23 protein-coding genes, 1 tRNA gene and 1 pseudogene are annotated in these 25,602 nt (G+C 60.0%); 13 read left to right on the plus strand and 12 right to left on the minus strand.

The annotated features are described in order from the left end of the window. Positions 1–168 precede the first annotated feature (168 nt). The 3 genes from EQV90_RS00640 to gltS are packed head-to-tail and all read left to right on the plus strand — an operon-like array spanning position 169 to position 3,120. Positions 169–894, plus strand: coding sequence for an IclR family transcriptional regulator (locus tag EQV90_RS00640; protein ID WP_003438523.1), 726 nt, complete (start codon positions 169–171; stop codon positions 892–894). 20 nt (positions 895–914) lie between these two features. Continuing rightward, complete coding sequence (gene hutG, locus EQV90_RS00645; RefSeq protein WP_240877630.1) at positions 915–1,853, plus strand: formimidoylglutamase; 939 nt, start codon at positions 915–917, stop codon at positions 1,851–1,853. Between the two features lie 58 nt (positions 1,854–1,911). Further along, positions 1,912–3,120: a sodium/glutamate symporter gene (gene gltS, locus EQV90_RS00650; protein WP_240877631.1), complete on the plus strand. Its 1,209-nt coding sequence runs from the start codon at positions 1,912–1,914 to the stop codon at positions 3,118–3,120. Between the two features lie 12 nt (positions 3,121–3,132). Here the strand turns inward: gltS and EQV90_RS00655 are convergent. Both EQV90_RS00655 and EQV90_RS00660 read right to left on the minus strand, forming a co-directional pair. Continuing rightward, positions 3,133–5,406: pseudogene (locus EQV90_RS00655) on the minus strand (ATP-binding protein). Then, a complete protein-coding gene (locus EQV90_RS00660; protein WP_003438533.1) occupies positions 5,403–6,008 on the minus strand; it encodes a biliverdin-producing heme oxygenase in 606 nt (201 codons plus the stop codon). Before EQV90_RS00660 ends, EQV90_RS00655 begins: the two are co-directional and overlap by 4 nt. Positions 6,009–6,215: 207 nt before the next feature. Between EQV90_RS00660 and EQV90_RS00665 the strand changes: the two genes are divergently transcribed. From EQV90_RS00665 to EQV90_RS00675, 3 genes are all read left to right on the plus strand, one after another. After that, entirely contained in the window at positions 6,216–6,464 is a 249-nt protein-coding gene (locus EQV90_RS00665; RefSeq protein ID WP_003438536.1) for a DUF1272 domain-containing protein, read from the plus strand. Positions 6,465–6,540: 76 nt separating this feature from the next. Further along, positions 6,541–6,894, plus strand: a complete 354-nt coding sequence (locus EQV90_RS00670; protein WP_240877632.1) for a metalloregulator ArsR/SmtB family transcription factor — start codon at positions 6,541–6,543, stop codon at positions 6,892–6,894. A 19-nt stretch (positions 6,895–6,913) separates the two neighbouring features. Next, positions 6,914–8,206, plus strand: coding sequence for an arsenic transporter (locus tag EQV90_RS00675; protein WP_003438542.1), 1,293 nt, complete (start codon positions 6,914–6,916; stop codon positions 8,204–8,206). Positions 8,207–8,831: 625 nt separating this feature from the next. Here the strand turns inward: EQV90_RS00675 and EQV90_RS00680 are convergent. The 6 genes from EQV90_RS00680 to EQV90_RS00705 form a co-directional block, all read right to left on the minus strand. Further along, positions 8,832–9,770, minus strand: coding sequence for an alpha/beta fold hydrolase (locus EQV90_RS00680; protein ID WP_240877706.1), 939 nt, complete (start codon positions 9,768–9,770; stop codon positions 8,832–8,834). After that, the gene (locus EQV90_RS00685) at positions 9,767–10,237 is read right to left on the minus strand and encodes a hypothetical protein (RefSeq protein WP_240877633.1); all 471 of its coding nucleotides are present in this window, start codon (positions 10,235–10,237) and stop codon (positions 9,767–9,769) included. Before EQV90_RS00685 ends, EQV90_RS00680 begins: the two co-directional genes overlap by 4 nt. A gap of 165 nt (positions 10,238–10,402) precedes the next feature. Then, a tRNA-Phe gene (locus EQV90_RS00690) sits at positions 10,403–10,478 on the minus strand. Between the two features lie 104 nt (positions 10,479–10,582). Beyond that, on the minus strand, positions 10,583–10,855 hold the full coding sequence (locus EQV90_RS00695; protein WP_003438557.1) for an oxidative damage protection protein: 273 nt from the start codon (positions 10,853–10,855) through the stop codon (positions 10,583–10,585). Continuing rightward, entirely contained in the window at positions 10,852–11,919 is a 1,068-nt protein-coding gene (gene mutY / locus EQV90_RS00700; protein ID WP_003438558.1) for an A/G-specific adenine glycosylase, read from the minus strand. Before mutY ends, EQV90_RS00695 begins: the two co-directional genes overlap by 4 nt. Further along, positions 11,916–14,129, minus strand: a complete 2,214-nt coding sequence (locus EQV90_RS00705; protein ID WP_240877634.1) for an AsmA family protein — start codon at positions 14,127–14,129, stop codon at positions 11,916–11,918. The genes mutY and EQV90_RS00705 overlap by 4 nt, the downstream gene beginning before the upstream one ends. 294 nt (positions 14,130–14,423) lie before the next feature. Here EQV90_RS00705 and EQV90_RS00710 point away from each other — a divergent pair, with 294 nt between their 5' ends. The 7 genes from EQV90_RS00710 (at position 14,424) to EQV90_RS00740 (ending at position 20,200) form a co-directional block, all read left to right on the plus strand. Next, positions 14,424–16,085 carry an OFA family MFS transporter gene (locus EQV90_RS00710; protein WP_003438560.1) on the plus strand — a complete coding sequence of 554 codons (1,662 nt, stop codon included), beginning with the start codon at positions 14,424–14,426 and terminating at the stop codon, positions 16,083–16,085. Positions 16,086–16,262: 177 nt separating this feature from the next. Further along, a complete protein-coding gene (gene hisB, locus EQV90_RS00715) occupies positions 16,263–16,856 on the plus strand; it encodes an imidazoleglycerol-phosphate dehydratase HisB (RefSeq protein ID WP_003438561.1) in 594 nt (197 codons plus the stop codon). Beyond that, positions 16,856–17,494 carry an imidazole glycerol phosphate synthase subunit HisH gene (hisH, locus tag EQV90_RS00720; RefSeq protein ID WP_003438562.1) on the plus strand — a complete coding sequence of 213 codons (639 nt, stop codon included), beginning with the start codon at positions 16,856–16,858 and terminating at the stop codon, positions 17,492–17,494. Before hisB ends, hisH begins: the two co-directional genes overlap by 1 nt. Then, entirely contained in the window at positions 17,494–17,751 is a 258-nt protein-coding gene (locus EQV90_RS00725) for a DUF2164 domain-containing protein (RefSeq protein ID WP_003438564.1), read from the plus strand. Before hisH ends, EQV90_RS00725 begins: the two co-directional genes overlap by 1 nt. Positions 17,752–17,862: 111 nt before the next feature. Beyond that, a complete protein-coding gene (gene hisA / locus EQV90_RS00730; RefSeq protein ID WP_003438566.1) occupies positions 17,863–18,600 on the plus strand; it encodes a 1-(5-phosphoribosyl)-5-[(5-phosphoribosylamino)methylideneamino]imidazole-4-carboxamide isomerase in 738 nt (245 codons plus the stop codon). 10 nt (positions 18,601–18,610) lie between these two features. Then, positions 18,611–19,381: an imidazole glycerol phosphate synthase subunit HisF gene (hisF, locus tag EQV90_RS00735; protein ID WP_003438568.1), complete on the plus strand. Its 771-nt coding sequence runs from the start codon at positions 18,611–18,613 to the stop codon at positions 19,379–19,381. Positions 19,382–19,444: 63 nt separating this feature from the next. After that, positions 19,445–20,200 carry an ABC transporter substrate-binding protein gene (locus EQV90_RS00740; RefSeq protein ID WP_010656320.1) on the plus strand — a complete coding sequence of 252 codons (756 nt, stop codon included), beginning with the start codon at positions 19,445–19,447 and terminating at the stop codon, positions 20,198–20,200. 203 nt (positions 20,201–20,403) lie between these two features. Here the strand turns inward: EQV90_RS00740 and EQV90_RS00745 are convergent, their stop codons facing one another. From EQV90_RS00745 to gpmI, 4 genes are all read right to left on the minus strand, one after another. Next, positions 20,404–21,186: a divergent polysaccharide deacetylase family protein gene (locus EQV90_RS00745; RefSeq protein WP_003438572.1), complete on the minus strand. Its 783-nt coding sequence runs from the start codon at positions 21,184–21,186 to the stop codon at positions 20,404–20,406. 1 nt (position 21,187) lies between these two features. Then, positions 21,188–22,501 (minus strand): S41 family peptidase, encoded by a 1,314-nt coding sequence (locus tag EQV90_RS00750; protein ID WP_240877635.1) that lies wholly within the window; start codon positions 22,499–22,501, stop codon positions 21,188–21,190. Positions 22,502–22,536: 35 nt separating this feature from the next. After that, positions 22,537–23,823 carry a murein hydrolase activator EnvC gene (locus EQV90_RS00755; RefSeq protein WP_127195690.1) on the minus strand — a complete coding sequence of 429 codons (1,287 nt, stop codon included), beginning with the start codon at positions 23,821–23,823 and terminating at the stop codon, positions 22,537–22,539. Positions 23,824–23,988: 165 nt separating this feature from the next. Then, positions 23,989–25,524, minus strand: coding sequence for a 2,3-bisphosphoglycerate-independent phosphoglycerate mutase (gene gpmI, locus EQV90_RS00760; RefSeq protein ID WP_240877636.1), 1,536 nt, complete (start codon positions 25,522–25,524; stop codon positions 23,989–23,991). Positions 25,525–25,602 lie beyond the last annotated feature (78 nt).

Consider the following 25,602-nt stretch of genomic DNA (forward strand, 5'->3'; position numbering starts at 1 on the left):
CAGTACAGCGGGCCGCCATCCCTCAGGATGGCGGCCTTTTTTGTGGGCGCAAGCAGGTGAATTGCTTACCGCTGATCGTTATCTGGCGGATTTTTCCCACTCAGTGGGAATCAAGTTTCAGCTAATGGGAAACTCCGTGCACCATGCCCGCAAGAGCATGAGGCCGATATGAACTACAACACGCCCACTGATCGTTTGCTGCAGATCCTCGTCACCCTGGGGCAATCCGGCGAGGCGATCTCCGCCAAAGAACTGTCCGAGCAGCTGTCACAGCCGCTCAGCAGCACCTATCGACACCTCAAGACCCTGTTGCGCTGGGGCCTGGCCGAAGAAAACGGTCAGGGCCGCTATTTGCCGGGGCCTGCCTGTTTGCAGCTGGCCAAGAAGTTCGATCGCGAAGCCGTGCTGGTGACGCTGGCCAAGGCTGAACTCAAGCGCCTGGCCGAACAGAGCCAGGAAAGCGTGGCATTGATGGTGCCGAGTAATGGTCAGGCGATTTGCATCGAGCTGGTCGACAGCCCGCAACCGCTGCGCTGCTGTTACCAGAAAGGGCTGGCCCAGCCGCTGTTGGTCGGTGCTTCGGCACGGGTGTTACTGGCGTACATGGATGAGGCACAAAGCCTGCCGATTCTTCAGGCGCAGGGCATCGAAAGTGAAGAAATCGCCACTTATCAGCGCAATTTTGCCGAGATTCGCGCGACCGGCTATGCCGTGAGCCTGAGTGAAATTGACGACGGCATCTGGGGCGTCAGTGCGCCGGTGGTCGACAGCCGCAATCGCCTGCTGGGTGCTATCAGCCTCATGGCCCCGGCCATCCGGGCACAACACCGCAGTGAACGCCTGATCCGCTGGACCCAGGATGTAGCGCTGCGCCTGAGCGCCCGGCTCGACTGAATTTGACTGGAGTTTCAAGCATGACCATGGTTCCCGAGATGCAGGTGTGGACAGGCCGCGTAGACGCTGCCGAAGGGCAGGGCGCACTGCGCTGGCATCAATGGGTCAAGCCCTTTGCCCGGAGCCAGCCTGCGGGCGCGGCACTGATCGGACTGGCCTGCAATGAAGGGGTCAAGCGCAATCAAGGCCGCACCGGTGCCCGCCTGGGGCCGCCGGCCTTGCGCAAGGCCCTGGCCAATCTGGCTTGGCACGGCCAGGCACCGCTGTATGACGCGGGCGATGTGGGCTGTACCGACAGCGACCTTGAAGGCGCACAGCAGATCTACGCCTCCCACGTCAGCTTCCTGCTCGACCAGGGGCACTTGCCGTTGGGGTTGGGTGGCGGCCATGAAATCGCCTTTGCCAGCTTCAGCGGTCTGGCCGATCACTTGCGTCAGCGCAGTCCGCAGGCGCGGATCGGGGTTCTGAACTTCGATGCCCACTTTGATTTGCGGCATGCCGGGCAAAGCAGCTCGGGCACTCCTTTCCGGCAGATTGCCGAGTATTGCCAGCGTGCCGACATGCCCTTTACCTACTGTTGCCTGGGCGTCAGCCAGCTGAATAACACCGCTGCGCTGTTTGAACAGGCCGAGCAACTGAAGGTGCGTTACCGCCTCGACCGGCAGATGAACAGCTGGGACATCTCTGCCTGCGAAGCCCTGATCGACGAATTTTTGCAAGAGGTCGACCACCTCTACATGACCATCTGTCTTGACGTTTTGCCCGCCAGCCAGGCGCCCGGGGTCAGCGCGCCGTCTGCCCATGGGGTGGACATGCAGATCGTCGAGCATCTGGTACGCCATGCCAAAGCCAGCGGCAAATTGCGCATGGCCGACATTGCCGAGCTCAATCCGAGCCTGGACACCGATAACCGAACCGCCCGTATCGGCGCGCGTCTGCTCGCCAGCCTGATTGATTGAGTTTTTCCGTATATCCCTGAAACCGCTTGTTGAATCATAAGAAAAAGAGAAATTCGCCATGCTGACATTCGAACTGGATGCGTTGAGCACCCTTGCTCTCGCGCTGCTCCTGCTGGGCCTGGGTGCCCAATTGAAAAAACGCAGCTACTGGCTGCGCCAACTCTGTGTTCCGGCACCGGTGATTGGCGGCTTTGGTTTTGCCTTGGTGATCTGGCTGTTACGTGATCGGAAACTGCTCGACCTGACCCTCGATACCAGCCTGCAAACGCCGTTGATGGTGGCGTTTTTCACCACCGTCGGCCTGGGGGGCAGCCTGGGGCTGCTGCGCAAGGGCGGCAAGTTGCTGTTTATCTACCTGGGTGCATGCTGGGGCCTGGCCCTGGTGCAAAACGTGGTGGGTGTCAGCGTGGCCAAGCTGCTGGGTATCGACCCGTTGCTGGGGATCATGGCCGGTGCGGTGTCGCTGGAAGGTGGTTTCGGTGCCGCGGCCGCGTTCGGCCCGATTGCCGAGAACCTCGGTGCGGTAGGCGCGACCACTGCCGCTCTGGCGGCCGCGACCTTCGGCATGGTGGCCGGCGGTTTGCTGGGCAGTCCGCTGGCGCGCTGGTTGATCGAGCGCAACAAATTGACGGTCAAGGCGGAGGAAGTGGGCAACCTCAAGGCTTTCGAAGAAGTGGTCCACACCCCGCCGGCGGCTCTGGATGCTGCGACCTTGCTGCGGTTGCTGACCTGCATCGTGGTGATCATGGTCCTGGGCTTCTGGCTGGGCGGCAGCTTGCAGCAGCATTTGGGCATCGTACTGCCGAGCTATGTGGGCGCGATGTTCGTGGCCATCATTCTGCGCAATATCAATGACCGCACCCAGGCTGTAGAGATGCCCGATCATGCCGTGAGCACCATTGGCGACGTGAGCCTGGGCATGTTCCTGACCATGGCCATGATGAGTCTCAAGTTCTGGGAACTGGAGAAGCTGGGGTTGCCGCTGCTGGTGATCCTGGTGGTGCAAGTGGTGATCATGATCCTGCTCTGCGTGTTCGTCCTGTTCCGCCTGTTTGGCCGCAACTACGACGCTGCAGTCCTGTGTGCAGGCTTCATGGGGCACGGTCTGGGAGCGACACCCAATGCCGTGGCCAACATGGGTGCCATCTGTGACCACTACAAAGTGTTCTCCTACAAGGCCTTCATCATCGTGCCGTTATGCGGCGCAGTGCTGATCGACATTGTGGCCATCCCCATGATCACCTGGTTTATCAACGCGTTCAGCTAAGGTCAGGTGATGTCAGGCCAGCTCTTGTGGGAGCTGGCTGCCTTCGACAGGCTCTACGCGGCGCACGGTAAAGCGGAATTCACTGCCTTGGCCCAGGGTGCTTTGTGCACTCAACAGGCCGCCGTGGGCCTTGATGATCCCTTGAGAGATGTACAGCCCAAGGCCAGTGCCAGAGGTATTTCCTTCCTTCGCTGTCCAGTAGCGTTCAAAGATGTGCGGCAGTTGCTCGGCCGGGATGCCTTTGCCGGAGTCGCGTACGCTGAACACAATGTCGTCTCCGCTGGTTATGGCGGCCACTTTGATGGTGCCTTGAGCAGGGGTGAACTTGATCGCGTTGCTGATCAAGTTCGACAGCACCTGGAATAGACGCTCGGGGTCGGCATGGATTTTCAGATCGGGCTCTGAGTGGAAGGTCAGCTCGAGCCCCTTGTCGGTGGCCAATGGCGTCAGCAACGACAGCGCTTATTCAAAGATCTGGGTCACGTCCAGTGACTGGGGGGAGATCGTGTAGCGCCCGGCTTCTATCTTGGACGTATCGAGCAAGTCTTCGAGCAGGATGTTCATGCGGCTGGTGGCCTGTTGCATGGTGTCGATGGCGGTTGTGATGCGCCGTGAAGCATGGGAGCCGTCACTGCTGAAGGTTTTCTGCATCATCCCGCACAGCATGGAGATGATGGTCATGGGGTTGCGCAAGTCGTGTGACACCACCGCCACCAACTCATCCCGCGCCCGTACTGCCTGCTGCTCGCGCAGAACCTGACGGCTCAGGTCGTTTTCCAGTGCCGAGCGACGCAGGTCGTTGGCGGCGAACAAATCGCCGTGGCTCCATTTTTCGCAGATACCGTCCACCTCGACTTTCCACAGCTCGAACGAGGTGCGCGGGCTCAGTCGCAAACCGGTAGCGCTGCGTTCCAGGTTCAGAGGTTTATTCGGGTCGCCACTCCACGGGATGCTTTCTTTGATCTCGCTGCGAAACCACAGCACGGCATTGTCCACAGGCTTGGGCAGGCACATGGCCAACAGGCCGCTGGCGACGTCCTTGTACTCGGTGGCCGGGGCATAAACCGTCGACAGGCTGTGGGTGGAAAATACAGGGTCGCCGGATTGCTTGAACCATCGGTACAGATCACGGATTTGTTCGGGATGCGGGCATTGGCCATAACGGTGCAGCACTTTGTCTTCGATGATGGCTACACCGCTGGCCCGGGTCAGTTCCATCAACAACCGTGGCTCCAGTGCCAGACCGTCGAACACATTTTCCGGGCCTTGCTCCATGGCGCTGTTCAGGTGCACCAGAGCGTCTATTTTTGCTTCTCGCTGGCGGCTGATTTCCAGGGTTTGCAAGGCACTGATCTGTAAGGACAGGACCTGGCCAATAGTCTGGCACGCCATGCGCAGCTCGTGCGGCACATGCAGGGGGGTACGATGACCGCAACTGATCAGGCCCCAGAGCCGTTCGCCATCCATCAGGGAGATACTCATCGAAGACAGTACGCCCATGTTCTGCATGTATTGGCAGTGGATCGGCGACACGCTGCGCAAGGCTGCTCCGCTGAGGTCCAGGGCTTGCCCCGTGTCTGGGCGCAGTTTGGGGACCAGCTGTACCGGCTCATAGGCCGCGTCGGGAATGATGCGCAGCCAATGGGTGCGATACAGCTCGCGCGCCTGCACCGGGATGTCCGAGGCCGGAAAGAACATGCCGTTGAACAGCTCCATCGCAGGGGCTGAGGCTTCGGCGATGACCTGGCCGTGACCCTCTTCATGAAAGTGGTAAATCAGTACCCGGTCATACCCGGTCAGCGCCTGAATCTCGCTGACGCAGATTTCGTACAGCGCGGGCAGTGTCCTGGCCGCCTGCAGGCGTTGCAGTACGCGGCTCAGGTTGCGCACTTTGGCCATCGTGCTGTTGAGCTCGGTTTCATCGGGCTTTAACTCAAGTTCCAGAATCAGGGTGCCGTTGCTGCGGTGTAACAAGCCCTCCCAGGTCAGCCCCTGCAGATTCAGCTCCAGTGGCGGCAAATCGATTTGCTCGACGAAGTGGCTGGCTTGTTGCACCGCGGCGGCTGCCTGCGGGCCGGTCAGCATCGACAGCGGTTGATTCAACAGGGCAGCAGGCAGCATGCCGAACAGCGTCTCGACATTGGCACTGACCTGCTGGATGAGCAGCTCGGGACCGCAGAGGGTCACTAAAATACCGTGGGGCTGAATGGCCCCCGGAAAACGAATGGGCTCGTCAGCGCAGTTGGCCAGCAAGACTTCAAAAGCTTCAGTATCCAGTGGGTTCATAACAACACCTCCTGACGTTCTAACCATTGCTCGAAACAGCTGAAAGTAAAACAGGCCGCCTTGACGGCCTCGGCGCGTGCCCCGGCGTCCAGCGGCATTGCGCAGAGAAAATCCAGGAACGATTTCCAGTTGCGGCCGGTGGCTTCGCCATATACATAGAGAAAGGCGCCACCGTCATGGGCTTGCAGCCCCAGGCGCTCGGATATTTGTTTGCGCAAGATATTGCCGCCCAGCGTGGCACCCTCAAGCACATATAAAACCCCAAGCACACTGGCTTCGCTGTTCAACTGCGGCAGGGACGGGCACAGCGAGAGTGTCCCGGGATTGATGCCCAGGGCCTGCAGATCTTGCTCCAGGGCCTGAGTCTTGAGGCGTGCGTGCAGGTCAAAGCCCGGCGGGATCAAGGGGCTGTTTGCAAGCCTGCTCTCCATGGCCTGATAGAACCCGTAATAGGCCGCCAGCAAGCGTGTGTAACGTTGCAGGTCAAGGCTGTCCGAGAAAAACGGCAGGCGCTTCTCAAGCGCGACATGCAGGGTCTGGGTGCCGGAGCGGAGCTCGTGCAAAACCGAAGGCGTTGGCGGGGAGCTGGATTCGTATGGCATGCCGTGTGACGGGGCTCTCTGTGTACGCTTTGAAAGGAGCGCTGATCAAGATATGAAGGCGTGAAAATCAAAAAGTGCCATTCATTCAGATAGAAGGTTTTGATCTCACGCACAGCTCCGGCATTTTTACGCGCAAATTAACGATTGGCTTTTTGTTGGAAGCGTCTTAACTGCAACAACGAATGTTTTCGTCCAGCCGAGGTGCTCATGCTCGAATTACGCCCCAATTGCGAATGCTGTGATTGTGACCTTCCGCCTGATTCGTCCCTTGCGCGGATCTGTTCATTCGAATGCACGTTTTGCGCCTCCTGTTCGGAGCAAAAGCTGGGCGGGCTTTGTCCTAACTGCGGCGGCGAGTTGGTGGTGCGGCCGCGTCGGCCGGACAACAAGCTGGGCAACAACCCTGCATCCAAAACCCGAGTGAACAAGCCTGAAGGATGCAGCACCCGCAACTGACCTGAGCGGTTTATCCTGGTTGTTATTACATATGGAAATTCATATATTCGGATTCCCATATGCAAGGCGATGCGAGATGACGGACGATTTTCCCCCTCCGGCGATTTTTAAATGTCTGGCTGATGCCACCCGCATGCGCTCGGCGCTGCTCATCGTGCAAGAAGGTGAGCTGTGCGTGTGTGAGCTGATGTGCGCGCTGAATGACAGCCAGCCCAAAATCTCAAGGCATCTGGCGCAATTGCGCAGCAGCGGGCTGCTGCTGGACCGGCGTCAGGGCCAGTGGGTTTATTACCGGCTGAATCCGGCGCTGCCGCAGTGGGTCGTGGCGGTTCTCGACACCACCCTGAACGCCAACGGCCAATGGCTGCGCGACGATATGCTGCGCCTTGCAGCCATGGGCGATCGCCCTCAACGCAACCGCTGCTGCTAAGCCGGGTCGGGAGAGTTTTATGTTGGCTGCAGTTGCAATTTTTGTGTTCACGATTGTGCTGGTCATCTGGCAGCCCCGAGGGCTCGGGGTGGGCTGGAGCGCTTCCCTGGGTGCGTTGCTGGCCCTGATCTTTGGTGTGGTGCAGCCGGGCGATGTGCCTGTTGTATGGGCGATCATCTGGAATGCCACGGGCACTTTCGTGGCGCTGATCATCATCAGCCTGTTGCTCGATGAAGCCGGGTTCTTTGCCTGGGCGGCCTTGCATGTGGCGCGCTGGGGCAGGGGCCGCGGTAAAGGCTTGTTCGCTTGCATGGTGTTGCTTGGGGCCCTGGTTTCGGCATTGTTTGCCAACGACGGCGCGGCGCTGATCCTCACCCCGATCGTGGTCGCCATGTTGTTGGCGCTGCGATTTTCACCGGCGGCGACCCTGGCATTTGTGATGGGGGCCGGCTTCATTGCCGACACCGCGAGCTTGCCGCTGGTGGTGTCGAACCTGGTCAATATCGTCTCGGCGGATTACTTCAAAATCGGCTTCAACCAGTACGCCGCGGTGATGGTGCCGGTCAACCTGGTGAGCGTGGCTGCCACGCTGGGCATGCTGCTGTGGTATTTCCGGCGCGACATTCCCGCCGCCTACGACCCTGCGCAGCTGGCTGATCCGGCCAGTGCCATCAATGACAAAGCCACCTTCGTGGCGGGCTGGTGGGTACTGGGGATCCTGTTGGCGGGCTGTTTCGCCCTGGAACCGCTGGGGATTCCCATCAGTGCCATCTCGGCCCTGTGCGCGGCTTTGTTGCTGGGCATCGCGGCTCGCGGGCACAAAATCTCCACCCGCAAAGTGCTCAGGGAAGCCCCCTGGCAAATCGTGATTTTTTCCCTGGGCATGTACCTGGTGGTCTACGGCCTGCGTAACGCCGGGCTCACCGATTACCTCGCGGGCTGGCTCGACGGCTTCGCCCGCTACGGTGTGTGGGGCGCGACCCTGGGGACGGGGCTGCTGGCAGCGTTGCTGTCATCGGTGATGAACAACCTGCCAACCGTACTGATCGGAGCCCTGTCCATTGACGCCAGCAACGCTAGCGGGGTGATCAGGGACGCCATGATCTACGCCAACGTGATCGGCAGCGACCTGGGGCCAAAAATCACCCCGATCGGCAGTCTGGCCACTCTTTTGTGGCTGCACGTACTGGCGCGCAAGGGGATCCGCATTAGCTGGGGTTACTACTTCAAGGTCGGGATCGTGCTGACGTTACCGGTGCTCTTGATCACTTTGGCGGCACTGGCCGTGCGATTGGGAGGCAGCCCCCTGTAGGAGCGAGCTTGCTCGCGAGCTTTTCAGTCCGCCAACAGCTCGCGAGGCAAGCTCGCTCCTACAGGTTTTTTGGCGTCCGGAGGGGGTGTTGTATGGCGCCGGGTACATCGTTCGCCAGCTCTTCCGGCTGTAACCATTACCGATATCTTCGGGGCTGATGCGCAAATGTATGCGGGGCTGGCGCTGTAGGAGCGAGCTTGCTCGCGAGCTTTTCAGTCCGCCAACAGCTCGCGAGGCAAGCTCGCTCCTACAGGTTTTTTGGCGTCCGGAGGGGGTGTTGTATGGCGCCGGGTATATCGTCCGCCAGCTCTCCTGCCTGTAACCATTACCGATATCTTCGGGGCTGATGCGCAAATGTATGCGGGGCTGGCGCTGTAGGAGCGAGCTTGCTCGCGAGCTTTTCAGTCCGCCAACAGCTCGCGAGGCAAGCTCGCGCCTACAGGTTTTTTGGCGTCCGGAAGGGGTGTTGTATGGCGCCGGGTACATCGTCCGCCAGCTCTCCCGCCTGTAACCATTACCGATATCTTCGGGGCTGATGCGCAAATGTGTGCGGGGCTGGCGCTGTAGGAGCGAGCTTGCCTCGCGAGCTTTTCAATCAGCCAACAGCTCGCGAGCAAGCTCGCTCCTACAGGTTTTTTGGCGTCCGGAAGGGGTGTTGTATGGCACCGGGTACATCGTCCGCCAACTCTCCCGCCTGTAACCATTGCAGGGCAATCGGCCACAGGCTGTCCTGGAATCGGCTATGGAAATACGCGAAATGGCCGATCTCTGTTACACCGATATCTTCGGGGCTGATGCGCAAATGTGTGCGGGAGCTGGCGCTGAAATGGCTGAGCAGGCGCTCGATGGCCGCTACGGTGCCGAACGGATCGTCGCTAAGGCTGATGGCGAGGGTTCTGGCGCTTACTGAGGCAAAGGGCAGGGTGGCAAGCTGGCGAGCGCTGGGGAGTTGTCCGTAGTGCGTGCTGCAGGTCACCCAGTCCCGGACCACGCCTGCCGGGGTATCTTCGAGCCAGCCCAGGCGGGTACCGGGGAAAAAGCCGCAGAGCCGGGTGAGCAGCGGCATGACTCCGTGCCACTTCGCGAACATCTGCCAGCGCTGTGCCGGCGCATAGTCGCGCCAGCAGGCAAATTGCGCCCCCACTGTCACTACGTGGCGAATAACCGCTCCTGAGGCCGCCAGGCCCACTGCACAGCCGCCAAAGCTGTGACCGACCACATCGATCGGCTGGCCCGGGCATTCGCGCTGTGCGCGCTTGAGGAGGGCTTCAAAGTCCAGCGACCCCCAGTCCGACCATGAGGCCTTGAAGCCGCGCAGTGATCCTGTGCGCGAAGCCCCGATGCCGCGGTAGTCAAACAGCATCACGTCCATGCCATGGCTGAACAGATACTCGGCAAAGCGCGCGTAGTAGCTGCAGCGCACCGAGGTGGCGGCGTTGATGATGACGACGGCGCGCGTGGCATCCGCCGCGGGCTGGCGCCATTCAAGACCGCCCAGCAAGTAACCGTCAGCAGCAGGCTCGGTGAATGCCCGGCTGGCAGGTCGGGGCAGGGCAGCTGTCAGTGGGCGCTCCGGGTGCTGCGTTCCTGCAGCAGGCGCGAAGCTTCGACGTAGGCTTTGTGGAATGCCGGGGTTTCGATCCAGGCCACGGCACTGTCTTCATCGTCGCCATGGATGGCAATCCGGTACTCGATCAGCAGGCCCATCAGGAAGTCGGTCGCCGGTTCTTCTTCCTCTTCCGAGATCACCAGCTCCAGTACCGGGTATTGCAGGAACACCGTGCACATGGTTTGCAGGTTGATGGCTTCGGCGGCCTTCATGACCTGGAACAGATCGTCGTAATCGGCCGGGTCAAAGCCGTTGTCGAGGATGTCCTGGAAGTTGAAGGTGCTGAGGTCGATTTTTACGTCATCGAACGGATTGTCGATCAGGGTCGCAGTCGAAGCTTTGGCCGGTTTGCCGACGCGGTTCTGTTTGGCTTTGGATTTGGCCCGCTGCGCGTGCTTTTGCTGTTTCTTTGGCGTTGCCATGAACGTGTGTCCTTTGCAGGCTGAGGAGAGGATTGAACCCCATCTCTTTGCAATCGCCAAGAGAGGTGGCGCCACCGGGTATAAATCGCGCCCAACAAAAAACCCGCACTAGGCGGGTTTCTTGTTTGCTTTGAGGTGGTGCGAACACCACATCAATGCTGAATGTGGTGCCCAGAGACGGAATCGAACCGCCGACACGGGGATTTTCAATCCCCTGCTCTACCGACTGAGCTATCTGGGCAACGGGGCGCATTAGAAGCCTTTTTCGATTATCCGTCAAACACTTTTTTGAAAAATATTTAACTATTACCGTCGCTTACGGGCCAAACCCAATAAAACCGGGGATTATTCGGTCGGCGGAACATAGCCTTCAGCTTGTGCGTATTCCTCGCCGCTGAAGAACTTATCCATTTCGCCCTGCAAATATTTTCGGTCTTCGGCGTTCATCATGTTCAAACGCTTCTCGTTGATGAGCAGCGTTTGGTGTTTTTGCCAGTCTGCCCATGCCTTGGCCGAGACGTGATCGAAAATGTCCTGGCCTTTGGCGCCCGGAAACGGAGCGCGCTCAAGAGCGGGCAGTTCTTCTTTGTACTTGCGGCAGATGATGGTGCGGGTCATGACGACTCTCCTGGATTCAATAGCTCGGCTGCGCGTTTGAGCAGCTTCTTGACCGGGGCGGCAAGGCCCAGGCGCGGCGGGGTGGCGAGGTTATACCAGAGCCAGTCGGCCTCGGCCACGTGATGGCCGGACTCTTCGACGTGGACCAGCCAGGGTTCGATGGCCAGCTGGAAATGGCTAAAGGTGTGGGTCAGGCCGGGCAGTTCCTGTTGCAGCCCCAGTGTCAGGGCGTGCTGCAGTGCCAGATGTTCGATGTCTTTCAGGTCATCCAGTTCGGGCAGGCTCCAGAGTCCGCCCCACAGCCCGGTTGAGGGACGGCGGTACAGCAGAATCGCCCCCTGGGCATTGGCCAGCATTGGCATCAGGGTGCGTTTTTGCGGGATGGTCTTGCGTGGCTTGGGGATCGGGTAGCGGGTCTCCAGGCCCAGCAAGTGCGCTTCACAGCCGCTTTCGAGGGGGCACAGCAGGCAGCTGGGCTTGCTGCGAGTGCAAAGCGTGGCGCCCATGTCCATCATCGCCTGGGTATAGGCGTTGACCCGGTCCTGGGGAGTGAAGCGCTCTGCGGTGGCCCACAGCTGTTTGGCAACCTTGGGTTCGCCGGGATATCCCTCTTGCGCCGTATAGCGCGCCAGCACCCGCTTGACGTTGCCGTCGAGGATCGGTGCACGCAGGCCCATGCTCAGGCTGGCGATCGCACCGGCAGTGGACAGGCCAATGCCGGGCAGCTCCACCAGTTTTTCGACATCCCGCGGGAATTCGCCGCCATATTCAGCGACGACGATTTTCGCGGTCTTCTGCAAATTGCGCGCACGGGTGTAGTAGCCCAGCCCGGTCCACAGGTGCAGCACTTCGTCTTCCGGGGCGGCGGCCAGGGCCTGTACCGTAGGCAGAGAGGCCATGAACCGGTCGAAGTAGTTGAGCACAGTGCTGACCTGGGTCTGCTGCAACATGATTTCCGAGACCCATACCCGGTATGGGGTGATGCCCTGTTGCCAGGGCAGGTCGTGGCGGCCGTGGCGGTCATACCAGTCCAGTACCGCCACAGAAAATTGCTCGTCTCTCATCGGTTAAACAGCCCCTTGAGGGCGTTTTTGAGTTCCGGGCTGACCTTGTCGCCGAGTTTCTCTTCAAGCTTCTCGCTGATTTTATTGCCCGCCACTTTGGCGGCGACTTTGCCCAGGCCTTCCTTGTCCAGACGGCAGGCCTTGGCGCCCAGCTCCAGCGGACCGCGACAGCGCAATGGCAGTTCGATGCCGACAAAGTTCTTGCCGACCTGACACGCCGGGTCCGGCATGGCGCGGGTGTCGCCTTCAATGGTGATACCGATGCGGTAATCCATGCCCAGCACGCGCAGGTCGATGTCGCCATCACCTTTTACGCTCATGCCGGGAATGCGCACGATCATGTCCGGGTTGCTGGCCACGCCGTTACGGAATACCAGGCTGCCCTTGAGTTCCTTGAACGGAGTGTCTTTGCCCGGTGGCGTGCCGCTCAGGGTTTTGCGGTTAAGCACGGAGATGCCTTTGCACAGCTGTTGTTCAAGGTTGGCGTTGAGCAGCACTCCGTTGTTGAGCACAAAGCTTGCCGTGCCGTTGAGGCTTTGAACCAGCGCGTTCTGGTTGTCGCCGCTGCCTGTAACGTTGCTGTTGAGGGTCAACAGGCCGGTCACCGGCGGTTTTTGACCCTGGCTCTGGAGGATTTTTTCCACCGGTACGTTGTTGATCCGGGTTTGCAGGTTGGCCAGTGGCAGCATCGGACGTACATCGAGGCTGCCGTTGGCGGCGAACGTGCCTTTGTAGAGGTTGCCGCTGAGGTTCTGCAGAGTGAGCAGGCCGTCTTTGCTACTGACCTTGAGGGCTGCGTTCTGGATCGGCAGTTTCGTTACGGTCAGCTGGCCAAAGCTGAGATCGGCATCCAGGTCCAGTGTCTTGAGGCGCGTGACAGGAATGATCCTGGTCGTGCTCCAGCCGCTTTTGGTTGGAGCCTCTGGCAATGGCGTATCGCCTGATGCGGCCAATGCGCCGGCTTCGTTGCCTTGCACTTCTGTTTTACGTGCGGCGCTGGCGCTGCTGGCCTCGGCCGATTTGGGCGGCAGGTAGCGATCAGCGTCGAACGTGTCGCCTTTGAGCTGAATGCGCAAGGCTTGTTTGGCGAAGTCTTCAATGGCGATACGGCCGGTGAAGCTGCTGTCATCGACTTTCAGGTTGAGTTCGTCGAAGGCCAGGCTGGTGGGGCTGCCGGAGAGGCGGCTGACCAGTTCGACTTTGCTCAGGCTACCCGGTGCCATTGGCGGCAGAGTGTGGCCGATGCTGTCGAGGAAGGTGGCCAGGTTGAGCTGGGCAATCGACACGCCGCCGCTGATCTGTGGCGTGCTGTCCAGATTATTGGCCTTGAGTTCACCCAGGGCGCGCAGTTGGTTGGCTGATATCTTCAGGCCGCTCCATTCGGCGACGTTGGCTGCCAGATCCACCAGTATCTGCCCTTGGGCAGCGAAGGTCATGGTCTTGCCTTGCAGCGGCTCGCCTGAGGCTTCGCCCACCACTTTCAGGTCTTCGATCTGATAGCGCTTGAGCACACGGTCAAACCGCAGCTTGCCGTCGACTTCGGTTTTGACACGCATCACCGGCTTGTTGGTGCCCAGAAACGCAGTGAGTTTGACCGGGGTGCTGGTGGCTTCGTGAACCGGGCCGGTACTCAACTGGATGCTTTCGGCGCTGAATTGCTGGCCGTTTTGCTCATCGTTGTACTCAACCCGGGCGTTGTTCACGGTCAGGCTGTCGATATCCAGCTTCAGCGGCTGGCTGACGCTGTCCGGCTTGCTCACGGTTTCAGTGCTGGCGACCGGGGTCACGGTACTCACGCCCGCAGGTGCCGGCTTGCCGATGTCCTGCCAGTTGCCGTGGCCGTCCTTGTCCCGGGTCAGGCGCAGGTTCAGGCCTTCGACCCGCACATCGCTCATCTGCACTTCTTTGCGCAGCAGTGGCAGTACGCGCACTGACAGACCCAGCATTTGCAGGTCGGCAAAAGGCTTATCAGGTGCCGCCAGGGTGGCGACGCTGGCGTCGTGCAGTTCCAGACCGAGCCAGGGGAAGAGGCTCCAGCCGATGTCGCCATTGAGCGTGAGCTCAATGTGGGCTTTGTCGCGGGCTATCTGGCGGATCTCGTCTTTATAGTCGTTGGGATCGAACAGATGGCTCAGAGCAAAGCCCAGAGCCACGATGATCAGCAACAATCCGAGAAGCACCAGACCCAGGATTTTGCCGAACGCTTTCATGGGCGAGTCCTTGTAAGTCTGAGTGAAGGGGAATTTTAAAGTTGGTCGCAGAGTATAGCGTCACGGGCAGGCCGACTGGGGGTGGATAGTGCCGGATCGGTCCGCTGAGCAAACACGGCATCAGCGTGGGCATTTTCCTGTGTTCAAGTGGTAATCTTCGGCTGTTTTTCGGGCCTTCTGCGGCGCATTGTCGCGCCTTGAGATGAATCCTACAAAAAATGACTCGTGCTGCAGGGCACCAAAGTCGGGGGTTCCGCGCGTCCGGGGAGCACTTCATCCATGGGGGAAACAATAATGAGTACCAGCACCGCTGAAGGCAGTCTTGCCTCAAAGCCTGCGTTCCTGTCAAAGGAGCGCATCATCGCCAGGCCCGGTTTCAACCGCTGGCTGGTTCCGCCGGCCGCCTTGGCCATTCACTTGTGTATCGGCATGGCCTACGGGTTTTCCGTGTTCTGGCTGCCGCTGTCCAAAGCCCTGGGCGTGACTGCGCCAGTGGCTTGTGCGCCGGACATGAGTTTTATCGCCCAGGTGTTCTCTTCGCAATGTGACTGGCCGATCTCCATGCTCGGCTGGATCTACACCCTGTTTTTCATCTTCCTCGGCTGCTCGGCAGCTGTATGGGGCGGCTGGCTTGAACATGCCGGGCCGCGCAAGGCCGGTGTGGTTTCGGCATTGTGCTGGTGTGGTGGCCTGCTGGTTTCCGCACTGGGCATTTATACCCACCAGATCTGGCTGATGTGGCTGGGCTCGGGGGTAATTGGCGGTATCGGTCTGGGTCTGGGCTATATCTCGCCGGTGTCGACGCTGATCAAGTGGTTCCCGGACAAGCGCGGCATGGCGACCGGCATGGCGATCATGGGTTTTGGCGGTGGCGCCATGGTGGGCGCGCCGTTGGCCGCTGCGCTGATGGGCCATTTTGCCGGCCCGGACGGCGTGGGCGTGTGGCAGAGCTTTGTAGTCATGGCCGCGATTTATTTCGTGTTCATGATTGGTGGTGCCTTGTCGTACCGCGTGCCGCCTACCGGCTGGAAGCCTGAGGGCTGGACTGCGCCGGCGAAAAAAGCCGCCAATGCGATGATTACCCAGCGCCATGTACATGTGAGTGTTGCCTGGAAAACCCCGCAGTTTGCACTGGTGTGGCTGGTGCTGTGCCTGAACGTGTCTGCCGGTATCGGCATTCTGGGTATGGCTTCACCGTTGTTGCAGGAAGTGTTCGCGGGCAAATTGCTGGGTAATGACCTGACATTCAGCCAGCTGGATGCGGCGCAGCTGGCGCAAATCGCGGCGATTGCGGCCGGCTTTACCGGTCTGTTGAGCCTGTTCAACATTGGCGGGCGCTTCTTCTGGGCTTCGTTCTCCGATTACCTGGGGCGTAAAAACACCTACTTTGTGTTCTTTGCCCTGGGTTTTGCCTTGTATGCGCTGATTCCGAACCTGGGCCATCTGGGCAACGTGTCACTGTTTGTGGCCGCGTTCTGCATCATCCTGTCGATGTACGGCGGCGGCTTTGCCACAGTGCCGGCTTACCTGGCGGATCTGTTCGGTACGCAGATGGTGGGGGCGATTCACGGTCGGCTGTTGACTGCGTGGGCTGCGGCAGGTGTGCTGGGGCCGGTGCTGGTCAACTATTTGCGTGAGTACCAGCTCAGCATCGGCGTCGAGCGTGCGGCGGCCTACGACATCACCCTGTATATCCTCGCCGGTCTGCTGGTGCTGGGCTTTATCTGCAACTTGCTGGTACGCCCGGTGGCTGACAAGTACTTCATGACTGACGCGCAACTGGCGGCCGAACAGGCGCTGGGGCACGACAAGGGCGCCGATGCCAGCACCTCGCTGGAATGGAAAGCGGCCTCCGGCAGTCTGCCGCTGGTCATCGCCGCCTGGCTGGCAGTGGGCATTCCGCTGCTGTGGGGCGTGTGGGTGACAGTGCAGAAGACTGCGGTGTTGTTCCATTAATACCGCTGCCTGACCCGCAGGAGCGAGCGTGCTCGCGAGCTTTTAAAGGGCTCGCGAGCACGCTCGCTCCTACCGAATTACTCAGTCCGTCAGTCATATTCCCTTCCATGTTTCTGTTTGCCTGACCCGTGCCTATAATGGCCACCTTTTTCGCCCAATGATTTTGCGGAGCTGGTGATGGCCGAACGTAAGGCGTCAGTCGAGCGCGATACTCTGGAAACCCAGATCAAAGCCTCGATCAACTTGGATGGTACCGGTAAGGCCCGATTCGATATCGGCGTTCCTTTTCTTGAGCACATGCTCGACCAGATCGCCCGACACGGGCTGATCGACCTGGACATCGAGTGCAAAGGCGACCTGCATATCGACGATCACCATACCGTCGAGGATGTTGGCATTACCCTGGGCAAGGCCTTCAGCCAGGCCGTCGGCGATAAAAAAGGCATGACCCGTTACGGTCACGCCTACGTGCCGCTGGACGAAGCGCTGTCGCGCGTGGTCATCGACTTTTCGGGCCGTCCGGGCCTGCAAATGCATGTGCCATACACCCGCGCCACCGTGGGCGGCTTCGATGTCGATCTGTTTCAGGAGTTCTTCCAGGGCTTCGTGAACCACGCCAACGTCAGCCTGCACATCGACAACCTGCGCGGCACCAACACCCACCACCAGATCGAAACCGTGTTCAAGGCATTCGGCCGCGCGCTGCGCATGGCTGTCGCGCTGGACGAACGTATGGCCGGGCAAATGCCGTCGACCAAGGGCGTGCTCTGATGCAGACAGTGGCGGTGATCGATTACGGCATGGGTAACTTGCACTCGGTGGCCAAGGCGCTGGAGCACGTTGGCGCCGGGAAGGTACTGATTACCAGCGATGCCAATGTGATTCGCGAAGCTGACCGCGTGGTGTTCCCCGGTGTGGGCGCCATTCGGGATTGCATGGCCGAAATCCGTCGCCTGGGTTTCGACTCGCTGGTGCGTGAAGTCAGCCAGGACCGTCCTTTTCTCGGGATTTGCGTCGGCATGCAAGCCATGCTCGACAGCAGCGAAGAGAACGGTGGGGTTGATTGCATCGGCCTGTTTCCCGGTCAGGTGAAGTTTTTCGGCAAGGATCTGCACGAAGACGGCGAGCACCTCAAGGTGCCGCACATGGGCTGGAACGAAGTGCAGCAGAAGGTCGATCACCCTCTGTGGCATGGTATCCCTGACATGTCGCGCTTCTATTTCGTCCACAGCTACTACATTGCGGCGGGCAATCCTCGCCAGGTGGTCGGTGGCGGGCACTACGGCGTCGATTTTGCGGCCGCGCTGGCTGACGGCTCGCGTTTCGCGGTGCAATTCCATCCAGAGAAGAGCCATACCCACGGCTTGCAACTGCTGGAAAATTTCGCGGCCTGGGACGGACGCTGGTAATGGCGCCTCGCAAGAAGCCGCCGATTCTCACGCTCACCCCCGAGCAAGAGAACGAAGCCAACAGCAAGATCAAACGCTTTATGCAGGACCGCTTCGAACTGGACCTGGGTTCATTTGAAGCGGCTGAAATCCTTGAACTGTTCACCCGCGAAATCGCGCCGCATTACTACAATCGCGCGATTTTCGATGTGCAGACGCACCTCAAAGAGAGGTTCGAGAGCATCGAAAGCGACCTGTGGGCACTCGAAAAGAATTGAGTCAGTTGCAAGTTCCAGGCTTCAAGCTGCAAGTTAGGGGCAAGATCGCACTCCGCTCTTTCTTGCAGCTTCAAGCTCAACGCTTGCAGCTCTTTTGACGAAGGAAAAAGCATGCTGATTATCCCCGCTATCGATCTTAAAGACGGTGCCTGTGTACGTCTGCGCCAGGGCCGTATGGAAGACTCCACCGTGTTCTCCGATGACCCGGTGAGCATGGCCGCCAAATGGGTAGAGGGCGGTTGCCGCCGCCTGCACCTGGTTGACCTGAACGGCGCCTTCGAAGGTATGCCGGTCAATGGCGAGGTGGTGACTGCCATCGCCAGGCGCTACCCGCAGTTGCCGATCCAGATCGGTGGCGGCATCCGCTCGCTGGAAACCATCGAGCATTACGTCAAGGCTGGCGTCAGCTACGTGATTCTGGGCACCAAAGCCGTTAAGAACCCTGAGTTTGTGGCTGAAGCCTGCCGCGCCTTCCCCGGCAAAATCATTGTCGGCATGGACGCCAAGGACGGCTTCGTCGCCACTGATGGCTGGGCTGAAGTGAGCACCATTCAGGTCATCGACCTGGCCAAGCGTTTTGAAGCTGACGGCGTATCGGCCATCGTTTATACCGACATTGCCAAAGACGGCATGATGCAGGGCTGCAACGTGAGCTACACCGCGGCCCTGGCAGCAGCCACCAGCATTCCTGTGATCGCTTCGGGCGGTATCCATAACCTGGGTGATATCAAAGCCCTGATGGACGCCAAAGCGCCCGGTATCGTCGGTGCCATCACCGGCCGTGCGATTTACGAGGGCACCCTGGACGTGGCTGAGGCGCAAGCCTTCTGCGACGCCTACAAGGCCTGAGGAGAACGGCATGGCGCTGGCCAAACGCATCATCCCTTGCCTGGACGTGGATAACGGCCGGGTCGTCAAGGGCGTCAAGTTCGAGAACATTCGCGATGCCGGTGACCCGGTGGAAATTGCCCGTCGCTATGATGAGCAGGGTGCCGACGAGATTACCTTTCTCGACATCACTGCCAGCGTCGACGGCCGTGACACCACGTTGCATACCGTCGAGCGCATGGCCAGCCAGGTGTTTATCCCGCTGACCGTGGGCGGTGGCGTGCGTTGCATTCAAGACATTCGCAACTTGCTCAATGCCGGTGCCGACAAGGTCTCGATCAATACTGCAGCGGTGTTCAACCCCGAGTTCGTGGGGGAGGCGGCGCAGCATTTTGGTTCCCAGTGCATCGTGGTGGCGATTGATGCGAAGAAGGTTTCCTTGCCGGGCGAAACCCCGCGCTGGGAAATCTTCACCCATGGCGGGCGCAAGCCGACCGGGCTCGATGCAGTCGAGTGGGCGATGAAGATGGAAGGCCTGGGGGCCGGTGAGATCCTGCTGACCAGTATGGATCAGGACGGCATGAAAAGCGGCTTCGACCTGGGCGTGACCCGTGCCATCAGCGATGCGCTGGGTATTCCAGTGATCGCTTCGGGCGGTGTCGGCAACCTGCAGCACCTGGCGGACGGCATCCTCGAGGGCCATGCCAGCGCGGTACTGGCGGCGAGTATTTTCCACTTTGGCGAATACACCGTGCCAGAGGCCAAGGCCTACATGGCTGAGCGCGGGATTGTGGTGCGCTAGGCACTGGACAGCATGGCGGGCCCACGGCACTCTTGGGCACGCCATGGATTTAGGTCGTCTGTCATGTTCAAACCTTTGTTGCTCGCTCTCGCCACTTCTGCCCTGTGCCTGACGAGTGCTGTTTTTGCAGCTGATACTTCGCGTTACTCGCTGGTGCTGCTGACTGAAAACTTCCCGCCGTACAACATGGCCAAGAACGGCAAGAACTTTGCCCAGAACCAGAACCTTGAAGGCATTGCCGTCGAAGTTCTGCGCGAAACCTTCAAACGGGCCGATATCGGTTACAGCATGACCCTGCGTTTCCCCTGGGAGCGCATCTATCACCTTGCCCTGGATAATCCCGATTATGGCGTGTTCGTCACGGCCCGGATCCCCGAGCGCGAAGCCTTGTTCAAATGGGTCGGGCCCATCGGCCCGGATGACTGGGTGTTGCTGGCCCGGGCCAATAGCCCTATTACCCTGACCTCCCTTGAGCAGGCCCGGCAGTACAAGGTAGGCGCCTATAAGGGTGATGCCATTGCCCTGGCCCTGGAAGAAAAAGGGATGGCGCCGGTGATTGTGCTGCGCGATCAGGACAACGCCAGAAAGCTGCAGGCCGGTCAGATTGACCTGTGGGCCACAGGTGATCCGGCAGGCCGATTTTTGGCGCGTCAGGTAGGTATTTCGGGGTTCAAGACCGTACTGCGTTTCAATCAGGCGCAGCTTTATCTGGCGTTGAATAAAGAGGTGCCGGATGAGGTGGTGGCCAGGTTGCAGAAGGCCCTGGATCAGTTGCGGGCCGAAGGTGTGGTTGACAAGATCAGCGACAAATACCTCTGAGCCTGACCCTGACCTGACCTGACCTGACCTGACCTGACCTGACCTGACCTGACCTGACCTGACCTGACCCTGATCTGATCTGATCTGTAGGAGCGAGCTTGCTCGCGAGCTTTGCATTTAAGAGCTCGCGAGCAAGCTCGCTCCTACAGGTAGGGAGGCAGGGAGGTAGGAAGGCAGGGAGGTAGGAAGGCAGGGCAGGGGGCTTAGCGGTAAACCCCGTCCTTGCCGTGTCCGGCCATGGCCTTGTTGCTGCGCACGCCGATCATTTGCCTGATATCGATCCACTCAATGCCCTGGGCCTTGAGCTTGGGCAATTCGCGTTCAAGTACGGCAAGGGTCTGGGGGTAGGGATGACCGATCATCACTGCCGATCCTTGTTTATGCGCCAGCTTGATCGCAGTTTGCAGTTGAACGGCAATCGCCTCTTCGGTCCGCACATCGTCCAGAAATACATCCCGCGACACGCTGGCCAGGCCAATCTTCTGCGCCTGGGCCGCGGCGACCGTCTGGGCGCTGGTGCGGCTGTCGACGAAGAACTTGTGCCGTTGCTGCAGGTTTTCCATCAGCCAGGCCATGGCCTGCGGCTGTGAGGTCATGCGGCTGCCCATGTGGTTGTTGATTCCACTGGTGTAGGGCACGGCCTTGAAGGCAGCCTCGAGGCGCTTTGCCAGTTCGTCGATCGGCAAGTCGGGGTGCCAGGCAAACGGGCCGGTCGCCGGGTCCATGGGCATGTGCAAGATGACGATCTTGCCGGCCTTGTGGGCTTCACGGGCAAATTCGGCGGCATGGGGGGTGTCGGGCATTACGGCGGTGGTGACCGGGCCGGGCAACGCCAGCACGCGGCGGTCCCGTGGCAGGTTTTGCCCAAGGTCATCAATGATCAGGCTCAGGTAAGCCTTGTGCGGTGTTGCGGCCGGGCTGGCCGGCGCCGCGTGGGCGGCACCGGTCAGGCAGCAGAGCAGGGCAAGCAGCGACGAAAAACGCATCTCAGTTGCCGCGCGTAATGCTCAGGCCTTTGAGCAGGCTCAGGGCCTGGCTCAGCTGGAAGTCGTCATCCTGCGGCATCGGCTTGGCTTTGGGGCCCGAACCGCTGGGCTTGTCTGCACCGCCGTTACCGTTGCCGAGGTGACCTTGCAGGTCGGCCTCTTTGTAGTACTCGGTGTCTTGCTCGCGGGTAATCTTGGCGCGGCTGACTTCGATGTCCGGCACGATGCCCTGGGCCTGGATCGAACGACCGTTGGGGGTGAAGTACAGCGCGGTGGTGATCTTCAGTGCACGGTCATTGTTCAGTGGCAGTACGGTTTGCACCGAGCCTTTGCCGAAACTGGTGGTACCCATCACCACGCCACGTTTCTGGTCCTGCAGGGCACCGGCGACGATTTCTGATGCCGAGGCGCTGCCGCCGTTGATCAACACCACCAGCGGAACGCCCTCGCTCAGGTCTTTGCCGGTCGCGGAGAAGCGCAGCTCGGAGTTGGCGATGCGGCCTTTGGTGTAAACGATCAGGCCCTTGGTGATGAAGTGATCCACCACTTCAACGGCCGATTGCAGGACTCCGCCCGGGTTGTTGCGCAGGTCGAGAATGATGCCCTTGAGTTTTTTGTTGCCGTTGTCCCGACGCAGCTTGGACAGCGCGGCGGCGACTTCTTCGCCGGTCTTGACCTGGAACTGGGTAATGCGGATATAGCCGTAGCCGTCTTCAAGCAGCTGGCTCTTGACGCTTTTGACCTGAATGTTGGCGCGGGTCAGGGTCACGTCGAACGGCGTGCCGCCATTACGCACCAGGGTCAGGGTGATTTTCTGACCGATCTTGCCGCGCATCAGGTCGACCGCCTCGGTCATGCTCAGGCCACGGGTGGGCTGGCCGTTGATCTTGACGATAAAGTCGCCGGCCTGAATCCCGGCCTTGCTCGCCGGGGTGTCGTCGATTGGCGAGACGATCTTGATATTGCCGTCTTCGGAGCCGACTTCGATGCCAAGCCCGCCGAATTCGCCGCTGGTGCTCTCTTGCAGCTCGGCGAAGTCTTCAGGGCCCAGGTACGCGGAGTGCGGGTCAAGGTTGCTGAGCATGCCCTTGATGGCGTTTTCGAGCAGGGTCTTGTCATTCACAGGTTCAACATACGCAGCCTTGATCCGGTCCATGACCTCGGCAAATGTGCGCAGCTCGTCCAGCGGCAGTGGCGCCTTGGCGCTGTTGGCAGGCACCGGATGAGCAGCCGGCTCGGCAGCAAATGCCAGAGGCGAGCCGATCACCAGAGCGATCATCAGGGCCAGCGAGTTGAGGCGGGACAAATGCTGCATGTTGAACGAACTCCTACGTTTTAAAAGTGATGGGCTCATCCTTGAGCGCGACACCATTGTGCAGGGTCGCTGGGGCGGCCCTGCTGACGAATAGCAAAATACAGTGCGGGGGTCGCCTGACCACCGCTGTTACCGACGGTAGAAATCACCTCTCCGGCTTTAACGATATCGCCGGCCGACTTGAGCAGTGTCTGGTTGTGGCCATACAGGCTCAAGTAGCCGTTGCCGTGGTCCAGAATCACCAGCTGGCCGGCGCCGCGCAGCCAGTCGGCAAACACTACGCGACCACCATGTACCGCATGCACCGGGGTGCCTGCACCGGCGCTGATCATCACCCCGTCCCACTTGGTACGGGCATCATCACCACGGCTTTCACCGAAGCGCGCAAGCAATCGACCATCAACTGGCCATGGAAGTTTGCCCCGTGCCTGAGAAAAAGGTCCGCCGTAGGACACACCGGCACTCGAAACCAGGGCGCCCGGCGTCGATTTGACCGGTTTGCGCGGGGCGTCGGTGGCAACCGCTTCAGCCTCCCGTTGACGTTTCTTCTCTGCTTCCTGCTGGGCGATCAGGGCTTTTTGCCGCGCTGCCTCGGCTTCACGGGCCTGGCGGGCGAGGGTCTCTTCAATGGTCTTGAGGACTTTAGCCAGATCGGCCTGATCCTGCTCGCGAGCCTGCAGCTTTTGATCGCGGTCTTTAACGTCGGAATTCAGTTTGGCCAGCACTAGCTGGCGCTCTGCACGGACTTTATCCAGTGCGGCGCGCTGCTCATCGAGGCTGCTTTTCTGGGTCAGCAACTGGGCCTGTTGCAAGTTGATGTCGGCTTCGACATTGGCCAGTTGGCGCAGGGTTTCGTTGAAACTCTTGAGCTGCTCCAGGCGGGCCTGGCTCAGGTAGTCGTAATAGGTGAGGGTTCGGGCGAACTTCTCGGGGTTTTGCTGGTTGAGCAGCATCTTCAGGTATTCCTGACGTCCGCCCTGATAGGCGGCACGGGCCTGAATGGCGATCAGGCGTTGCTGTTCAAGTTTTGCGCTGTGGAGTTTTTTTTTCTCGCTATCTAGGCGCAGCAGCTCGCCTTCACTCTTTTTTAGTTCTTTTTGCAGGGTTTCTACCTGCTTCTCCAGCTTGCCGATTTCGGTTTCGGTACCGCGCAGGTCTTTTTGCACGCCGGATTGTTCTTGCTGAAGCTGGCCAAGGCGTTTTTTTAGCTCGCCAATGTCCTGGCGGGTAGCTTCCAGCTGTTGTTGGGTTTGTGCGCGCTCGTCGGCAAACGCCGGTTGGAGCAGGCATGCGAGGGTCAGGGCTATAAGGGCGCGAAGCATGGGGCGGGCGACACCTGGGGAACGGGACGGCCTAGTATGCCCGCCATCGTTACCTATAAGAAATGGATGGAAGTGAAATAGTAGCTGCAGATCCTGTACGCGAAATTCCTGCAGGAGCGAGCTTGCTCGCGAGCCTTGAAAGCTCGCTCCTGCAGGTGCATGGCTTTAAGCGTCGAGCAAAATGCTCTTGCCGGTCATTTCTTGCGGCTGCGCCAGGCCCAGCAGCTTGAGCATGGTCGGTGCCACGTCGGCCAATACGCCACCTTCACGGACCTCGAATGCACGCTTGCCTACATAGATGAACGGGACCGGTTCACAGGTGTGGGCGGTGTGCGCCTGGCCAGTGGTGTCGTCGGACATCTGCTCCACGTTGCCGTGGTCGGCGGTGATCAGGGCTTCGCCACCGACCTTGTCCAGCGCTTCGACGATGCGGCCGACACAGGCATCCAGGCATTCAACAGCCTTGACCGCAGCATCGAATACACCGCTGTGGCCGACCATGTCGCCGTTGGCGTAGTTAACGACAATCACGTCGTAACGCTGGTGCTCGATGGCATCGACGATCCTGTCGGTGACTTCGGGTGCGCTCATTTCCGGTTGCAGGTCGTAGGTCGCCACTTTCGGCGACGGGATCAGAATGCGCTCTTCACCCGGGAACGGTTCTTCGCGGCCACCGGAGAAGAAGAAGGTCACGTGGGCGTATTTTTCGGTTTCGGCAATGCGCAGCTGGGTTTTGCCGTTTTTCGCCAGATAGTCGCCGAGTACGTTTTCCAGGCTGCCGGGAGCAAATGCGCTAGGCGCCGGGATGCTGGCGGCGTATTGGGTCAGCATCACGAAGCCGGCCAGTTTCGGCTGGCGTGCACGTTCGAATTCCTTGAAATCGTCTTCAACGAATACGCGGGTCAGTTCGCGGGCCCGGTCGGCACGGAAGTTCATGAAGACCACGGCGTCGCCGTCTTCGACCTTGACCGGCTCACCAATGGTGGTGGCTTTGACGAATTCGTCGCTCTCGCCACGGGCGTAGGCAGCTTCCAGGCCCTCCTGGGCGGTGGCGGCGTTGAACTCGCCCTTGCCGTCGACAATCAGGTTGTAGGCCTGGGATACGCGGTCCCAGCGGTTGTCGCGGTCCATGGCGAAGTAGCGCCCGATCAGGCTGGCGATACGGCCTTTGCCCAGGGCCTTGAAGGCCGTGTCCAGCAGTTCGATGGACGAACCTGCACTTTTTGGCGGAGTGTCGCGACCATCGAGAAACGCGTGCAGGTAGATTTTTTCGGCGCCGCGCTTGAAAGCCAGTTCGGCCATTGCCACGAGGTGGTCCTGGTGGCTGTGAACGCCGCCTTCGGACAGCAGGCCCATGATGTGCACGGCCTTGTCTGCAGCCACGGCTTTGTCGACCGCGGCGCAAATGGTCGGGTTCTCGAAGAACTCACCGTCGCGGATCGACTTGGTGACGCGGGTGAAATCCTGATACACCACGCGGCCGGCGCCGAGGTTCATGTGGCCCACCTCGGAGTTGCCCATTTGGCCGTCTGGCAGACCGACATCCATGCCCGAGCCTGAAATCAGGCCGTTTGGCATGCTCGCGCAAAGACGGTCGAGCACCGGTTTTTTGGCCGCATAGACGGCGTTGCTCTTGTGGCTTTCACTGTGACCGAAGCCATCCAGGATGATCAGGACCAAAGGTTTAGGCGTGGTAGTCATAGATCCCACTTGTGGCTGGTTTATTGGAAGGTGTGAAGAAGACGCGCAGTTTAAAGCGAAGTTCATGTGACGTCACCG

Source organism: Pseudomonas sp. TMW22089 (assembly GCF_022496645.1).
Taxonomy (GTDB): domain Bacteria; phylum Pseudomonadota; class Gammaproteobacteria; order Pseudomonadales; family Pseudomonadaceae; genus Aquipseudomonas; species Aquipseudomonas paraversuta.

Excerpts from the sequence above, each read along its gene's own strand:
- EQV90_RS00740 (WP_010656320.1), top strand. The coding sequence starts at position 19,445 with ATGTTCAAACCTTTGTTGCTCGCTCTCGCCACTTCTGCCCTGTGCCTG.
- EQV90_RS00660 (WP_003438533.1), bottom strand. The coding sequence starts at position 6,008 with ATGCCATACGAATCCAGCTCCCCGCCAACGCCTTCGGTTTTGCACGAG.
- hisH (WP_003438562.1), top strand. The coding sequence starts at position 16,856 with ATGCAGACAGTGGCGGTGATCGATTACGGCATGGGTAACTTGCACTCG.
- EQV90_RS00670 (WP_240877632.1), top strand. The coding sequence starts at position 6,541 with ATGACGGACGATTTTCCCCCTCCGGCGATTTTTAAATGTCTGGCTGAT.
- hisA (WP_003438566.1), top strand. The coding sequence starts at position 17,863 with ATGCTGATTATCCCCGCTATCGATCTTAAAGACGGTGCCTGTGTACGT.
- EQV90_RS00725 (WP_003438564.1), top strand. The coding sequence starts at position 17,494 with ATGGCGCCTCGCAAGAAGCCGCCGATTCTCACGCTCACCCCCGAGCAA.
- EQV90_RS00640 (WP_003438523.1), top strand. The coding sequence starts at position 169 with ATGAACTACAACACGCCCACTGATCGTTTGCTGCAGATCCTCGTCACC.
- gltS (WP_240877631.1), top strand. The coding sequence starts at position 1,912 with ATGCTGACATTCGAACTGGATGCGTTGAGCACCCTTGCTCTCGCGCTG.
- EQV90_RS00685 (WP_240877633.1), bottom strand. The coding sequence starts at position 10,237 with ATGGCAACGCCAAAGAAACAGCAAAAGCACGCGCAGCGGGCCAAATCC.
- hisB (WP_003438561.1), top strand. The coding sequence starts at position 16,263 with ATGGCCGAACGTAAGGCGTCAGTCGAGCGCGATACTCTGGAAACCCAG.
- gpmI (WP_240877636.1), bottom strand. The coding sequence starts at position 25,524 with ATGACTACCACGCCTAAACCTTTGGTCCTGATCATCCTGGATGGCTTC.
- mutY (WP_003438558.1), bottom strand. The coding sequence starts at position 11,919 with ATGAGAGACGAGCAATTTTCTGTGGCGGTACTGGACTGGTATGACCGC.
- EQV90_RS00665 (WP_003438536.1), top strand. The coding sequence starts at position 6,216 with ATGCTCGAATTACGCCCCAATTGCGAATGCTGTGATTGTGACCTTCCG.
- hisF (WP_003438568.1), top strand. The coding sequence starts at position 18,611 with ATGGCGCTGGCCAAACGCATCATCCCTTGCCTGGACGTGGATAACGGC.
- EQV90_RS00750 (WP_240877635.1), bottom strand. The coding sequence starts at position 22,501 with ATGCAGCATTTGTCCCGCCTCAACTCGCTGGCCCTGATGATCGCTCTG.
- EQV90_RS00710 (WP_003438560.1), top strand. The coding sequence starts at position 14,424 with ATGAGTACCAGCACCGCTGAAGGCAGTCTTGCCTCAAAGCCTGCGTTC.
- hutG (WP_240877630.1), top strand. The coding sequence starts at position 915 with ATGACCATGGTTCCCGAGATGCAGGTGTGGACAGGCCGCGTAGACGCT.
- EQV90_RS00745 (WP_003438572.1), bottom strand. The coding sequence starts at position 21,186 with ATGCGTTTTTCGTCGCTGCTTGCCCTGCTCTGCTGCCTGACCGGTGCC.
- EQV90_RS00755 (WP_127195690.1), bottom strand. The coding sequence starts at position 23,823 with ATGCTTCGCGCCCTTATAGCCCTGACCCTCGCATGCCTGCTCCAACCG.
- EQV90_RS00675 (WP_003438542.1), top strand. The coding sequence starts at position 6,914 with ATGTTGGCTGCAGTTGCAATTTTTGTGTTCACGATTGTGCTGGTCATC.
- EQV90_RS00695 (WP_003438557.1), bottom strand. The coding sequence starts at position 10,855 with ATGACCCGCACCATCATCTGCCGCAAGTACAAAGAAGAACTGCCCGCT.
- EQV90_RS00705 (WP_240877634.1), bottom strand. The coding sequence starts at position 14,129 with ATGAAAGCGTTCGGCAAAATCCTGGGTCTGGTGCTTCTCGGATTGTTG.